Origin of the sequence: Nitratireductor mangrovi, from assembly GCF_007922615.2 — a bacterium.
Taxonomy (GTDB): Bacteria; Pseudomonadota; Alphaproteobacteria; order Rhizobiales; family Rhizobiaceae; genus Mangrovimarina; species Mangrovimarina mangrovi.
In genome coordinates this window covers 2,121,166-2,135,271 of the sequence record NZ_CP042301.2, presented here as the reverse complement: position 1 = coordinate 2,135,271, position 14,106 = coordinate 2,121,166, and the positions used below count along the sequence as shown (strand labels likewise).

Genomic DNA, 14,106 nt, shown 5'->3' with positions numbered 1-14,106 from the left:
GAGAAAGGGAGGCGCATGCGCACACAGGTCGTCATCATCGGGTCAGGTCCGTCGGGCCTGCTGCTCGGGCAGTTGCTCACGAATGCCGGCATCGACAACCTCATCCTCGAGCGTTCGAGCAAGGAGCATGTTCTGGGGCGAATACGCGCTGGCGTGCTGGAAGAAGGCATGTGCGCCATGCTCGAGGAGGCCGGCGCCGGCGCACGCATGCGCCGCGAGGGCCTGCCGCATGAAGGCATCGACCTGACCTTCGACGGGCGCCAGCACCGGATCGACCTCTTCAATCTGACCGGCGGCAAGAAGGTGATGGTCTACGGCCAGACCGAGGTCACCCACGACCTGATGGACAAGCGCGAAGCGACCGGCGGGAAAACCGTCTATGAGGCGGCGAATGTCAGCCCGCGCGATTTCGACGGCGGCAAGCCTTACGTGACTTATGAAAAGGACGGGGTGACCCACCGCGTCGACTGCGACTTCGTTGCCGGCTGCGACGGTTATCACGGCGTGGCGCGGCGTTCGGCGCCGGAGGCATTGCTGAAAACCTATGAGCGTGTCTACCCGTTCGGCTGGCTCGGCATCATCGCCGAGGTGCCGCCGGTCAATCATGAGCTGATCTACGCCAACCACCCGCGCGGCTTCGCGCTCTGCTCGATGCGTTCGCTTGTGCGCAGCCGCTATTACGTTCAGGTGCCACTGGAAGAGAGGGTCGAGGACTGGTCGGACGAGCGGTTCTGGGACGAAATCCGCCGCCGCCTGCCCGCCGAGACGGCGGAGAAGATGACGACCGGCCCCTCGGTGGAGAAGTCGATCGCGCCCTTGCGGTCGTTCGTGGCCGAGCCGCTGCGTTTCGGGCGCCTGTTCCTGGTCGGGGATGCCGGCCACATCGTGCCACCGACAGGTGCGAAAGGGCTGAACCTGGCCGCGAGCGACGTACGTTATCTCTTCGATGCGCTGCTGGAACATTACCGGGAGAACTCGCAGGCCGGCCTCGACGGATATTCTGAGAAGGCGCTCAGGCGCATCTGGAAGGCGGAACGGTTTTCCTGGTGGATGACGTCGCTGATGCATCGCTTCCACGATTCAGGCGACTTCGGCCAGAAGATCCAGGAAGCCGAACTCGACTATCTGGTCCATTCGCGCGCCGCCTCGACGTCGCTTGCCGAAAACTATGTCGGGCTGCCCTATTGAGGCCTGCGAAGGTCGGTGCTCACCTGACGCAGCGTCCGCATGAACGGCTCGAGCAGTGGCGGCTGGCCCTGATCGGCACGTAGTGTGATGCCGACGGCGCCGCGCGTCTCCGAGGTGTCGACGGGCAGCGCCACGAAACTGCCGGCGGCGAGTTCGCCGGCGACAACGCCCTCCGAGATGATCCAGACGGCGTTTGTCTCGCGCAGGAAGGCGCGGCCGAAGGAATCGGAGACGCTTTCGATGCGCTGGCGCGGCTCGGGCATGGCGAGCGCGATCAGGAGGCGATCGACGAAGGGGCGGATGACGGAGCCGGTCGTCGGCATGATGACCGGGTGGTTGGCGATGTCAGCGGGACTGAAGGGCTTGCCTTCGACGAGCGGATGGCCGCGCCGCACCACGAAACGCACCTGTTCCGAATAGAGATGCTCGAAGGTCAGGCCGACCATGCGCTCGGGCGCCGCGAGGCGACCGACCACGACGTCGAGTTCGCCCTGCGCCAGTTGATCGAGGAGGACGGTGTTTTCGCCGGTCACGATTTTTACCCGCGCCTGGGCTTCGGTCAGAAAGGCAGAGATCACACGCGGCATGATTCGCGCCGAGACGGTGGGCAGGGCGCCGATCCGGAGCGGTGGTACGCTGCTAGCCTCGAGCCCGCGCAGCGTGTCGACGCCCTGGCGCAGCGCTGCGAGGCTGGCAGCGGCGTGGCGACGGAATGCCTCGCCAGCCGAGGTGAGGCGGATGCCCCGGCCGTCACGCGCAAGCAACGGCATGCCGAGTTCGTCCTCGAGCTCGCGCATGGTGCGGGTGGCCGCCGGCTGCGAAAGATTGAGGGCGGCGGCCGCCTTGCCGACGCTCATGCGCCGGGCGATCTCGAGAAAGACGGTCAGATGCCGTGTCTTGATCCGCATTCCTCATCAATATCAGAAACGGTATGAAAACGGTGAAAAATCTCATTTTTCATAACTCAGATATTCTGATTGAATAGACTCATGTGATGATGGAGGCGGAGATGACCGTTTCTTCGGAAAAGTCGGCGCGGCATGGGCAGGGGATGGCGACGCGTCGCGCCGTTCTGGGCGACGGCCATGTCGATCGTGCCGAGGCCAGCAAGACGGCCTTCGACGAGCCTTTTCAGGATCTGATCACCGAGGCGGCATGGGGCCATGTCTGGTCACGCTCGAACTGGACCAGACGCGAACGCTCGATGGTGACCATCGCGCTTCTGGCAGCGCTCGGTCACTATGAGGAAGTCGCCATGCATGTACGAGCGACAGCGAATACGGGCGCCACGCCCGACGATATTCGCGAGGCGCTGCTGCATGTGGCAATCTACGCCGGCGTGCCGGCGGCCAATCATGCCATCAAGGTGGTCAAGCAGACGCTGGCGGAGATGGAACGGTCCGCCGAGGGAGGGAACTGAGATGTCGAACAAGATGCCCGAGACGGGCTCGTTCTTTCAGCGTGACCGCGACTGGCATCCGCCGGCCTTCACGCCGCGTTACAAGACCTCGGTCCTGCGCTCGCCGCAAAAGGCGCTCCTGTCGCTCGACAACACGATCAGCGAGATCACCGGGCCTGTCTTCGGCCACAACATGCTGGGCGAACTCGACGACGACATGATCCACAATTTCGCCAAGCCCGGCGAAAGTGCGATCGGCGAGCGCATCCTCGTCTACGGCCGGGTTCTCGACGAGCGGGGCAAGGGCGTACCCGGCGCGCTGCTCGAATTCTGGCAGGCCAATGCCGGCGGACGCTACCGGCACAAGAAGGACCAGTATTTCGCGCCGCTCGATCCCAATTTCGGCGGCTGCGGGCGCACCATCACCGACGAGGAGGGCGGCTACATCTTCCGCACCATCAAGCCGGGACCCTATCCCTGGCCGAACGGCATCAACGACTGGCGGCCCGCGCACATTCACTTCTCGATCTTCGGCAACGGCTTCGCGCAGCGGCTGATCACACAGATGTATTTCGAGGGCGATCCGCTGATCTGGAAATGCCCGATCGTGTCCACCATCCCGAGCCGCGAGGCGATCGAGACGCTGATTGCGCCGCTCGACATGGAGGCGACGATTCCGATGGACGCGATGGCCTACAAGTTCGACATCGTGCTGCGCGGGCGCCGCTCGACGATGTTCGAGAACCGCAAGGAGGGCAATTGATGGCCCAGGACCTCAACCGCCTGAAGGAATCGCCGTCGCAGACCGCCGGCCCCTACGTGCACATCGGGCTGACGCCGAATTTCTGCGACATCGGCGGGGTCTACGATGCCGATCTCGGCCTCTCGATGGTCAACGACAAGACCAAGGGGGAGCGCATCACCGTCAAGTCGAGGGTTCTAGACGGCACCGGCACGCCGCTGCGCGACGCGCTGGTGGAAATCTGGCAGGCCGACGCGGACGGGCTCTACAACTCGCCCTCGGAAACCCGTGGATCGGCCGATCCCAACTTCACCGGCTGGGGCCGCTGCCCGGCGCATATGGAAACGGGCGAGTTCGTGTTCGAGACGATCAAGCCCGGCCGGGTGCCGTTCCGCGACGGTCGGCCGATGGCGCCGCACATCACCTTCTGGATCGTGGCGCGCGGCATCAATCTCGGCCTGCACACGCGCATGTATTTCGGCGACGAGGAAAAGGCCAATGCCGAAGACCCGATCCTGCAGCGCGTCGAGCACCAGGTGCGCGTGCCGACGTTGATTGCGCCGCGCGAGGGCAATGTCTACAGCTTCGACATCCATCTCCAGGGCGAGAAGGAAACCATCTTCTTCGACATCTGAGCGCGATGGCGACGTGAGCGTTTCCCCTTTCGAGCATCCATTCCTTTCAGGCCTGGTCGGCGACCCGGAGATCGCCGCCGAGTTCGCCGTCGACGCCGAAATCGTCGCCATGCTTGGCTTCGAGGCTGCGCTGGCGGAAGCGGAGGCTGCGGAGGGCGTGATTCCCGCCGGTGCGGGGCAAGAGATCGCGAGTCGGATCAAGGCGTTCGAGCCCGATCTTGAGGGTTTGCGCGAGGGCGTTGCACGCGACGGCGTTGTCGTGCCGACCCTGGTCAGTCAGTTGCGAAGTGAGGTCGGCGAGGCGCTTGCCGGACATGTCCATTTTGGCGCGACCAGCCAGGACGTCATCGACACAAGCCTGTCGATGCGGCTATCCCGCGTCCTCGACGTCCTGGGCGCGCGGATCGACGCACTTGCCGGGCTACTCGCCACGCTTTCCGAGCGCTACGGCGACATCGAAGTCATGGCCCATACACGCATGCAGGCGGCGATCCCCGTCACCGCGGCGCGCAAGATCAGGAGCTGGCGTGATCCGCTACTGCGCCACAAGTCGCGGCTTGCCGGCGTGCGTGAGAGCGTTGCCGTCCTGCATTTCGGCGGGGCCGCCGGCACGCTTGACAGGCTGGGCGGGAAGGGACAGGCGGTCGGCCGCAGGATGGCGATCGCGCTCGGCCTGACGGCGGTGGCCGATGCCCGCCACTCGGAGCGGGACGGCATGGCGGACCTCGCCTCGTGGCTGTCGCTGGTGACAGGCAGCCTCGGCAAGATGGGCCAGGACATCGCGCTGGCCGCGCAAAGCGAGGTCGGCGAGGTCAAGCTCGCCTCGGGTGGCGGTTCCTCGGCGATGCCGCACAAGGTCAATCCGGTGGGGGCGGAAACCCTCGTGACGCTGGCGCGCTTCAACGCGACGCTGGTTGCCGGCATGCATCAGGCGATGGTTCACGAGAACGAGCGCTCCGGTGCGGCCTGGACGCTGGAATGGATGTTGCTGCCGCAAATGGCGGTCGCCTGCGGGGCGGCCCTCGGTACGGCGAGCCGGCTTGTCGACGCAATTTCCTTTCCGGGGAAAGACGACGCGTGAACCAGCGCGCCATCGTCGTCTATTGCGGGCTCCTGATGTCGATCTCGGCCTTCACGGTCGACATCACGCTGCCGTCCTTTCCGGCCATGGCCGCGGACCTGGATGCACCGTTCGAGCAGGTGCAGTGGACGATCACCCTCTACATGGTCGGCGCCGGCCTCGGACAATTGCTCTGGGGTTCGCTTTCCGATCGGTTCGGACGGCGCCTGGTCCTGGGGGCCGGCCTCGGCCTGTTTCTGGTCGGCTGCCTGAGCGCGGCATTTTCGCCGTCAATTCTCGCGCTTCTGGCGAGTCGTCTCCTTCAGGGCGCAGGCGCGGCCGCCGCGATCGTCTGCTCGCGCGCCATACTGCGCGACCTCCATGCGGGCGAGGAACTCGCCCGCAGCCTCGCGCTGGCGACGGCTATCTTCGCGGTCGGGCCGATCTTCGCGCCGCTGATCGGTGCCGGCATGGCGGCGGTCGCCGGCTGGCGGTTCATCTTCCTGGCACTGGCGATATTCGCCGCCGGTCTGCTGCTCGCACTTCTGCGGTTGCCGGAAACCCTTTCCAGCCGTTCGATGGACGCGGTCAGGCCGAAGGTCTTCGCCGCGCGCACGCTACGTCTTTTCCGGCATCCCCAGTCACGGCATTTCCTGCTCCTTTCGGCTGTGATCATGTCGTCGATGCTCCTGATCCTCGCGGTGGCCCCGCGCATCTACGAGCACGCATTCGGACTGACCGGGACCGGCTTTGCGCTGTTCTTCGCCCTGCATGGCATGGGCATCGTGATTGGCCAGACCATCAACCGGCGCCTGATCCGGCGTGTCGGCGTCGTCGATGCCATGATCGCCGGCAACGCGGTGCTGATCATCTCGGCCGGTCTGATGGTCACGTTCGCGCTGGCAGGATGGATGAACGCCTACCTGATGACGGCCCTGCTGGTGCTGTTCGCGACCAGCTATCTTATCGTCTATTCCAACGCCGCCGCCATGGTGCTCGACCCGCATGGCGACATCGCCGGCTTCACGGCGGCGTTCTACGGCTTCACGAGCCAGATCGGCGCGTCGGTCGCGGTGTCACTGCTTGTCATCGGCATCGCCGCTTCGACCGTCGCTTTCGCGGCGGTGCTGATCGCGATCTGCGGAACCTGCCTCGCCGGCTTGCTCTTGTGGCGCGGCAGGTCGGTAGGGTAGGGCCGAGCCTACATGGCGTTCATCGTCAGGAGTTCATAACCGGCGACCTGTTCGCCATCCTGGTTGGTGACGGTGACGTCCCAGCGCACCTCGCCATACTCGGCGTTGCGGCGTGTCTTGGCTTTTGCCGTCAGCTGCACCGTGAGCGTGTCGCCGGGCGAAACCGGCTTCATGAAACGCAGATTGTCGAGCCCGTAATTGGCGAGCACCGGGCCCGGTGCCGGGTCGACGAAAAGGCCGGCGGCGAAGGACAGGATCAGGTATCCGTGGGCGACGCGGCCCGGGAAGAACGGGTTCGCCCTGGCCGCTTCCTCGTCCATGTGCGCATAGAAATTGTCGCCGGTGAACTCGGCGAAATGCTCGATGTCCGCGAGCGTCACCGTTCGTGACGCGGTTTCGAGCGTCTGGCCGATCTCGAGTTCGGAAAAGCGCAAGCGGAATGGATGTTTTTCGCCGGACGTGGTCGTCGCGCCCTTTACGTGCGTGCGGGTGATGCCGGCCAGAAGGTCGGGGCTGGCCTGCACGGCAGTACGCTGCATGTAGTGCATGACGCCGCGGATGCCGCCCATCTCCTCGCCGCCGCCGGCGCGCCCGGGCCCGCCGTGGACCAGATGCGGCAGCGGCGAGCCGTGCCCGGTGGCCTCGCGGCCGGTGTCGCGGTTGGCGAAATAGAGCCGGCCGTGGAAGGCGCCGGAGGCGAGCACGACCTTGCGGGCGACGTCGCGGTCGTGGGTGAAGACAGAGGCGACCAGCGAGCCGGCGCCGCGATTGGCAAGCGCGGTGGCATGATCGAGGTCGCGGTAGGCCATGACGGTCGAGACCGGGCCGAAGGCCTCGACCGAATGGATCTTTTCCGCGCCGTCGGGATCGTCGCAGGCAAACAGCATCGGCGAGACGAAGGCGCCGTTTTCGGCGTCGACCCCATCCGGGGCGAAGCCGTCATCGCCGCCAAAGACGCGGCGCGCCTCGGAGCCGATCAGGGCTGCCTTTTCGAGCACGTCGCGGCGCTGGTCGAGGCTCGCCAGCGCGCCCATGCGGGTGGTCTCGGCTCGCGGATCGCCGATCACCGTTTTCGACAGCCGCTCCGAGATCGCCTCGATGACGGCGTCGCGATGGTCGGCCGGCACCAGTATGCGGCGGATGGCGGTGCATTTCTGACCTGCCTTGGCCGTCATCTCGCGATGCACCTCCTTGACGAAGGTGTCGAATTCCGGCGTGCCGGGGGCGGCATCCGGCCCCAGAATGGTGGCGTTGAGCGAATCCTGCTCGGCAATGAAGCGGGTCGCGTTCTCCAGGATCGTGCGGTTGGCGCGCAGCATGCTGGCGGTCGCTGCGGAGCCGGTGAAGGAGACGACGTCCTGCGAACCGAGACGGTCGAGCAGGTCGCCGGTGGAGCCGGCGACGAACTGGACCGCGCCGTCGGGCAGCACACCGGATTCGACGATCATGCGGAAGGCTGCCTCGGCGAGCCATGCGGTCGCCGAGGCCGGCTTCACGATCGCCGGAACGCCTGCCAGCAGCGTCGGCGCGAGCTTTTCCAGCATGCCCCAGACGGGGAAGTTGAAGGCATTGATGTGGACGGCGACGCCCTGCAGCGAGGTGGCGACGTGCTGGCCGAGGAAGGCACCGGACTTGCCGAGCTGTTCGATGCCGCCATCGACATAGATGACGTCGTCGGGCAGTTCGCGGCGGCCCTTGGAGGAAAAGACAAACAGGGTGCCGATGCCGCCGTCGATGTCGATCATGGAATCGGGCTTGGTGGCGCCGGTGTCGTAGGAAAGTTCGTAGAGCGCGTCGCGGCGCTCGTTGAGATATTGGGCCACCGCCTTCAGCGCCGCCGCGCGCTCGTGGAACGTCATGGCGCGCAGGGCAGGGCCCCCGACCTTGCGGGCATGGTCGAGCATGGCAGCGAAGTCGAGCCTGGCGCCGAGTTCGGCGATGACGCGGCCATCGATGGCGCTTTTCAGCTTGGTCGTGTTGCCGGACGGTGCGATCCACTTGCCGGCGGCATAGCTGTTGAGGGCGAGAATGGTCATTGCGGAGGCTCCTGAGCCGGAGGAAAATTTCTGGTTTGTGCAGCTACGCAGTGCGCGCCGGCAGGTGCGAAAAGCCGCGGAAGCGGACGCGGCCGGTACGTTTGGGCTCGCCGGCAAGGCGGTAGTCGGGAAACCGTTGCAGAAAGCGTGAAATCGCGATTCGGCCTTCCATGCGCGCAAGCGAGAAGCCGGCGCACAGATGCGGGCCCTGCGCAAAGGCGAGGTGGCGGTTGGGCTTGCGCGAAATGTCGAGCCTCTCGGGCTCGTCGTACTGGCGCGGGTCGCGATTGGCGGCGCCGATCGCCAAATGGATGCGGGTTCCCGGCGCGATCTCTTCGCCATGGAATTGGCAGGTCTCGACCGTCATGCGGTTGCCGAGCTGGTTGGGGCTCTGGAAGCGCAGGAACTCGTCGACGGCGGTATCGATCAGTTCCGGGCTTTGCATCAGGCGACGGCGCTCTTCGGGCCACTGCGTGAGTTCGTGCAGCGCATTGCCGATCAGGTTGGTCGTGGTCTCGTGGCCGGCATTAAGAATGAAGATGCAGTTCTGCAGAAGCTCTGTGTCGGACAGAAGCTCGCCGTCATTGCCGTTGATGAGGCGGGTGAGCACGTCGGTCGCCGGGTCACCGGGATTGGCGCGGCGGTCGGAGGCAAGGTCGGCCAGATAGGCCTTGAAGGCGGTGACGGCGTCGTTGCCGCGTTTCTGCTGCTCTTCCGTCAGCACCGGCTCCAGCGCGCCGAGGATCGCCAGCGACCAGTCGCGCAGCGGTCCGCGCTCCTCATGCGGCATGACGAAAAGGTTGCCGATGACCTCGACCGGGATGGCGGCGGCGAAATCCTCGATCAGGTCGGTTTCGCCCTTTTCGGCGATGCGGTCGATGAGGCCGTCGACCAGCGCGATCAGCCCCGGCTCCATCGCGGCGATCGCCCTGGGGGTGAGCGCGCCCATCATGATCTTGCGCACACGGGTGTGCAGTGGCGGATCGTTGAAGACCAGGCTGGTGGTGTGATGCTCGTAAAGCGGCGTGTCGCCGAACTTGGGCAGGAATTCGACCTTCTTGTCGGACGAGAAGGTCTTCGTGTCGCGGTAGACGCGGTCGAGGTCGGCGTAGCGCGACAGCATCACCGAGCCGTCGGCGAAACGCTTGACCGGCGCGTGTTCGAGCAGTGCGCGATAGACGGGAAAGGGGTCGTCGGCAAAGCCCGGCGGCAGCGCGTTGATGTCGAACGCCTCAGCAAGGCCGCGTGTCGCCTCCATGCCCGTCATCCTCCCTGAACAAGGCCGCGCGGGCCGGCGCAGCTTCCGAAAGTATTATTGACCGTCCGGCCGGTTTATGCAAGATCGTAAAGACGAGCGCGGCGACGTTCCGCGTCAGGGGAGGGCAGGTGATGGCGTTGTCGGCGGAAGAGATCGCGCGCAGGTCGGCGGACGCGATGTGGGCGCGCGACGATGCGTCCAAATGGCTTGGCGCCAGCCTCGACGCGGTCGGCCCCGGCACTGCGACCTTGTCGATGACGGTCGAGACCCATCACACCAACGGCCACGACATCTGCCATGGCGGCTACATCTTCACGCTGGCGGATTCGGCCTTCGCCTTTGCCTGCAATTCCTACAACCGGATCGTCGTCGCCCAGCACAACTCGATCACCTTCATCGCGCCGGGCCGGCTCGGCGACCGGCTGACGGCGGAAGCGCGCGAGATCGCCCGTTTCGGGCGCTCCGGCATCTACGACGTGCGGGTGAGCGACCAGAAGGGCACGCTGATCGCCGAGTTTCGCGGCAATTCGCGCATGATCGACGGCACGCATTTCGACGACGGGAATGGCTGAGGCCGCCGCCCGGCCGGCCTCGGGAGGAGCACCATGAAGGACCTGACCCCCAGGAAGGACGACCTCGAGCCGATCGAAATCGCCTCGCGCGACGAGATTTCGGCGCTGCAGCTCCAGCGGCTGAAATGGTCGCTGAAACACGCCTACGCCAATGTGCCGTTCTACAAGAAGAGCTTCGACGATGCGGGCGTGCATCCGGACGATCTGAAGACGCTGTCGGACCTTTCGAAGTTCCCGTTCACTGTCAAGACCGATTTGCGCGACAACTATCCTTTCGGCATGTTCGCGGTGCCGCGCGAGCAGGTCATGCGCATCCACGCCTCCTCGGGCACGACCGGCAAGCCGACCGTGGTCGGCTATACGAGAAACGACCTCGATGTCTGGGCGACCTGCATGGCGCGCTCGATGCGCGCCTCGGGCACGCGGCCGGGCGACATCGTGCATATCGCCTATGGATACGGGCTTTTCACCGGCGGGCTCGGCGCGCATTACGGGGCCGAGAAGCTCGGCTGCACCGTGGTGCCAGTCTCGGGCGGCATGACGACAAGGCAGGTGACGCTGATCGAGGATTTCCGCGCCACTACGATCATGGTCACGCCGTCCTATGTGCTGTCGATCCTGGACGAATACCGCGCGCAAGGGCTCGATCCGCGAGAGAGCCCGCTTCAGGTCGGCATCTTCGGCGCCGAACCGTGGACAAACGCCATGCGAAGCGAGATCGAGCAGGCCTTCGACATGCATGCGGTCGACATCTACGGGCTGTCGGAGGTGATGGGGCCGGGGGTCGCCAATGAATGCGTGGAGACCAAGGACGGGCTGCACATCTGGGAGGACCATTTCTATCCCGAGATCATCGACCCGCAGACCGGCGAGCCGGTCGCCGACGGCGAGCGTGGTGAACTGGTCTTCACCTCGCTGTCGAAAGAGGCCTTCCCGATCATCCGCTACCGCACGCGCGACCTGACCCGGCTGCTGCCGGGCACGGCGCGCTCGATGCGGCGCATGGAAAAGATCACCGGCCGCTCCGACGACATGATGATCCTGCGCGGCGTCAACGTGTTCCCGACCCAGATCGAGGAGCAGATCCTGGCGCTCGACGGGCTGGCGCCGCACTTCCAGATCGAGCTCACCCGCGAAGGCCGCATGGACGAAATGACGGTGCATGTCGAGGCGGTCGTGACGCATGCCAGCGCCGACGCGCGCAAGGCGTCTGCGGCGGCTTTGCGCGAACGCATCAAGGATGTGGTCGGCATCACGGTCCGGGTCGACGTGACCGAGCCGGAGAAGGTGGCGCGCAGCCAGGGCAAGGCACAGCGCATCCTCGACAACCGGCCCAAGGGATAATGGCCCGCACCCGCGCCAAGGACTATGACGACAAGCGCCGTGCGCTTCTGCACCAGGCGGCGCTGACCTTCGCGCGCGACGGCTATGACCGCGCTTCCATGGCCTCGCTCGCCGCCGATTGCGGCGTGTCGAAGGCGTTGCTCTACCACTACTACGCCTCCAAGGAGGCGCTGCTCTTCGACATCATCAACACGCATCTGGAAGCTTTGGTTGATGCCGTCGAGGCCGCGGACGAGCCGGAGGCGCAGCCGCGCGCGCGGCTCGAATCGCTGGTCGCGGCACTGCTCGAGGCCTACCGGGACGCCGACGCCGAGCACAAGGTACAACTCGGCGCCCTGCAGCTTCTGCCCGAGGACGATCAGGCGCAGCTCAAGGCGCTGGAACGCCAGCTCGTCGAACGCTTCGCCGACGCGATCCGCGCCGTGCGGCCCGAACTCTTCGACGGCTCGCGGCTTTTGAAGCCGGTGACAATGAGCCTCTTCGGCATGCTCAACTGGTTCTATATGTGGTTCCGCGAGGGCGGGGCGGTCAGCCGCCGCGCCTATGCCGGGATCGCGACTGCGATCCTGGTCGGAGGCGTGGCCGGACTCGATGAAGAAGGCAGGTCATCGGATCGATGACCTTGTTGTGATTTCCCGTCGCGCCCCGGCGGGCCTAGCGTCGCGATCCCAACGATACGCCCTTTTCGGGAGGATTGTGATGACCACATTAGACGCAAGAGAACTGATCGATTTCCTGAGCCGCCGCCGCTTCCTTGCCGGGAGCGCAGCGCTCATCGCCACCCCGCTACTCCCAACGTCGGCCTTCGCGCTGCTCGAGAAGCGCCACAGCTTCACCCAGGGTGATTTCGAGATCACCGTGATGAGCGACGGCGACCTGCGGCTGCCGATGAACGTTCTGGCGCCGGACGCCACGCCCGAGCAACTGTCCGAGATCGCGAAGGAGATGGGCTGGGCCGAGATGGCGCAGCCGGCGACCAACATCCCGCTGATCAAGGCCGGTGACGACCTCGTGCTGGTCGACAACGGCTCGGGCGGCAAGTTCCAGCCCGACACCACCGGCCAGCTGGCGCAGAACCTCGCCAATGCCGGCATCGACCCGGCCTCGATCACCAAGGTCGTCTTCACCCACGCCCACCCCGACCATGTCTGGGGCACGCTCGGCGATGGCGATGCGCTCGCCTTCCCGAACGCCGCCTATTTTGTCGGCGCGGCCGAGTGGGATTTCTGGATGAACCCGGAGATCTTCAACCAGTTGCCCGAGGAAATGCATGGCTTCGCCAAGGGCGCGCAACGCGATCTCGCCGCGGTTGAAGGCCGCGTGACCATGGTCAGGGCCGGCGACGAGATCGTTTCCGGCATCTCCGTGTTGGAGACGCCGGGGCACACGCCCGGCCACATCTCGCTCGAGGTCGCGGGCGGTGACGGGCTGATCATCACCGGCGACGTGACGCCCAACGAGATCGTCTCGATCGAGCATCCCGACTGGAAATTCGGCTTCGACGCCATTCCCGATCTCGCCATCCAGACGCGGCAGGCGCTGGTCGACCGCGCGGCAACCGACAAGATCAAGCTGCTCGGCTACCACTTCAGCTATCCGGGCGTCGGCATGGTGGAAAAGGACGGCGCCGGCCACCGCTTCGTCGCGGCGATGTGAGGGCCACTGATATCAACGAGCGCATGTAATCGTCTCCGGCTCCGCTTCGCGCGGAGCCGGCTTCAGGCTATCCCGCTAACTTGCCAATCCGGCCGTCGCCGTGCCATCTGCCTCGCATGGATGTCACGGAGAGTTCGGCCGAAAGCGCGCTTGAAGGCCTGATCGACGCCTTGCACGGGCGCGGGCGGCTTCGCGTCTGGTCGCTGATCGTCACCTTTTTCGGCGATGCGGTGGTGCCGCGCGGCGGCCGCGTCGGCCTGTCGGTGCTGCAGGAACTGATGGCGCGGCTCAGGATCGAGACCGGCGCGGTGCGCACCGCGATGTCGCGCCTCGCCGCCGATTGCTGGTTGGAGCGCGAGCGCGACGGCCGCAACTCCTTCTACCGTCTGGCCGAGGAAGGCCGCCACGCCTTCGATTTCGCCACCAAGCGTATCTATGCCGCCGGCCCGCCCGGGTGGGACGGCACCTGGCTGGTCGCGGTGGCGCCGGCGAGCGGGGCCAACGGCGCGCGCGCCGGGCGCGAGCAGGCAATGGCCGAGTTGGGCTTCGCCGCGGCGGGTGCCGGCGCCTTCGTCCGGCCCTTCGCCAACATCCCGGAACTGACCGAGGATATTCCGCCCGGCCTGCTGGTCGTGCGCGGGACGGCTCTGCGTGAAGCGCCGGAGCTGTCCGCGCTCTGGGATCTCGATGAACTGGCCACGGCCTACCGGGCGCTCGACGAGGAACTGACGCCGCTTGGTCGCGCGCTTGAGCGCGGGGCGCGGCTTTCGCCACTCGACGCCATGGCGGCGCGCGTTCTGGTTGACCATTCCTGGCGCCGCATCGTGCTGCGCGATCCCGGCCTGCCGGCCGACCTTCTGCCGGCCGACTGGCCCGGCGAAATGACGCGGGCCCGGGTGAAGGCGGTCTATGCCGCACTTGCCGAACCGAGCGAAGCCTGGCTCGACGCCTCCGGCCTGCCGGCGCAGGTCGACGCAAAGAGGTTCAGGGGCAGGTTCGGCGGGATTTGAAGGAACCGCTCGC

14 protein-coding genes are annotated in these 14,106 nt (G+C 66.0%); 11 read left to right on the top strand and 3 right to left on the bottom strand.

From position 1 onward, the window contains the following. The first annotated feature begins 15 nt into the window (after window positions 1–15). A complete protein-coding gene (gene pobA / locus FQ775_RS10520; RefSeq protein WP_146298030.1) occupies window positions 16–1,188 on the top strand; it encodes a 4-hydroxybenzoate 3-monooxygenase in 1,173 nt (390 codons plus the stop codon). On the opposite strand, the gene pcaQ is transcribed toward pobA, so the two are convergent. Further along, on the bottom strand, window positions 1,182–2,096 hold the full coding sequence (pcaQ, locus tag FQ775_RS10515; protein WP_146298028.1) for a pca operon transcription factor PcaQ: 915 nt from the start codon (window positions 2,094–2,096) through the stop codon (window positions 1,182–1,184). The genes pobA and pcaQ overlap by 7 nt on opposite strands. Before the next feature lie 101 nt (window positions 2,097–2,197). Here pcaQ and pcaC point away from each other — a divergent pair, with 101 nt between their 5' ends. Genes pcaC through FQ775_RS10490 form a run of 5 tightly spaced genes read left to right on the top strand, consistent with a single transcriptional unit; the run spans window position 2,198 to window position 6,217 of the window. Next, complete coding sequence (gene pcaC, locus FQ775_RS10510) at window positions 2,198–2,608, top strand: 4-carboxymuconolactone decarboxylase (protein WP_146298026.1); 411 nt, start codon at window positions 2,198–2,200, stop codon at window positions 2,606–2,608. 1 nt (window position 2,609) lies between these two features. Then, window positions 2,610–3,350 carry a protocatechuate 3,4-dioxygenase subunit beta gene (pcaH, locus tag FQ775_RS10505; RefSeq protein ID WP_146298025.1) on the top strand — a complete coding sequence of 247 codons (741 nt, stop codon included), beginning with the start codon at window positions 2,610–2,612 and terminating at the stop codon, window positions 3,348–3,350. Beyond that, window positions 3,350–3,964, top strand: coding sequence for a protocatechuate 3,4-dioxygenase subunit alpha (gene pcaG / locus FQ775_RS10500; protein WP_146298024.1), 615 nt, complete (start codon window positions 3,350–3,352; stop codon window positions 3,962–3,964). Before pcaH ends, pcaG begins: the two co-directional genes overlap by 1 nt. Before the next feature lie 13 nt (window positions 3,965–3,977). Continuing rightward, entirely contained in the window at window positions 3,978–5,045 is a 1,068-nt protein-coding gene (locus FQ775_RS10495) for a 3-carboxy-cis,cis-muconate cycloisomerase (RefSeq protein ID WP_146298023.1), read from the top strand. After that, complete coding sequence (locus FQ775_RS10490; protein WP_167812890.1) at window positions 5,042–6,217, top strand: Bcr/CflA family efflux MFS transporter; 1,176 nt, start codon at window positions 5,042–5,044, stop codon at window positions 6,215–6,217. Before FQ775_RS10495 ends, FQ775_RS10490 begins: the two co-directional genes overlap by 4 nt. Before the next feature lie 8 nt (window positions 6,218–6,225). Here FQ775_RS10490 and paaZ read toward each other — a convergent pair whose 3' ends face one another. Together paaZ and FQ775_RS10480 are read right to left on the bottom strand one after the other, a co-directional pair. After that, window positions 6,226–8,253: a phenylacetic acid degradation bifunctional protein PaaZ gene (paaZ, locus tag FQ775_RS10485; RefSeq protein ID WP_146298021.1), complete on the bottom strand. Its 2,028-nt coding sequence runs from the start codon at window positions 8,251–8,253 to the stop codon at window positions 6,226–6,228. A 43-nt stretch (window positions 8,254–8,296) separates the two neighbouring features. After that, window positions 8,297–9,511, bottom strand: coding sequence for a cytochrome P450 (locus FQ775_RS10480; protein ID WP_146298020.1), 1,215 nt, complete (start codon window positions 9,509–9,511; stop codon window positions 8,297–8,299). 131 nt (window positions 9,512–9,642) lie between these two features. Here FQ775_RS10480 and paaI point away from each other — a divergent pair, with 131 nt between their 5' ends. The 5 genes from paaI to FQ775_RS10455 all read left to right on the top strand — a co-directional run bounded on the left by paaI (window position 9,643) and on the right by FQ775_RS10455 (window position 14,093). Further along, window positions 9,643–10,083: a hydroxyphenylacetyl-CoA thioesterase PaaI gene (paaI, locus tag FQ775_RS10475; RefSeq protein WP_146298018.1), complete on the top strand. Its 441-nt coding sequence runs from the start codon at window positions 9,643–9,645 to the stop codon at window positions 10,081–10,083. A gap of 33 nt (window positions 10,084–10,116) precedes the next feature. Continuing rightward, the gene (gene paaK / locus FQ775_RS10470) at window positions 10,117–11,427 is read left to right on the top strand and encodes a phenylacetate--CoA ligase PaaK (RefSeq protein ID WP_146298017.1); all 1,311 of its coding nucleotides are present in this window, start codon (window positions 10,117–10,119) and stop codon (window positions 11,425–11,427) included. Next, window positions 11,427–12,047, top strand: a complete 621-nt coding sequence (locus FQ775_RS10465) for a TetR/AcrR family transcriptional regulator (RefSeq protein WP_146298015.1) — start codon at window positions 11,427–11,429, stop codon at window positions 12,045–12,047. Before paaK ends, FQ775_RS10465 begins: the two co-directional genes overlap by 1 nt. A gap of 79 nt (window positions 12,048–12,126) precedes the next feature. After that, window positions 12,127–13,083 (top strand): MBL fold metallo-hydrolase, encoded by a 957-nt coding sequence (locus tag FQ775_RS10460; protein ID WP_146298014.1) that lies wholly within the window; start codon window positions 12,127–12,129, stop codon window positions 13,081–13,083. Window positions 13,084–13,199: 116 nt separating this feature from the next. After that, window positions 13,200–14,093 carry a PaaX family transcriptional regulator gene (locus FQ775_RS10455; RefSeq protein WP_146298012.1) on the top strand — a complete coding sequence of 298 codons (894 nt, stop codon included), beginning with the start codon at window positions 13,200–13,202 and terminating at the stop codon, window positions 14,091–14,093. The last annotated feature ends 13 nt before the right edge of the window (window positions 14,094–14,106 follow it).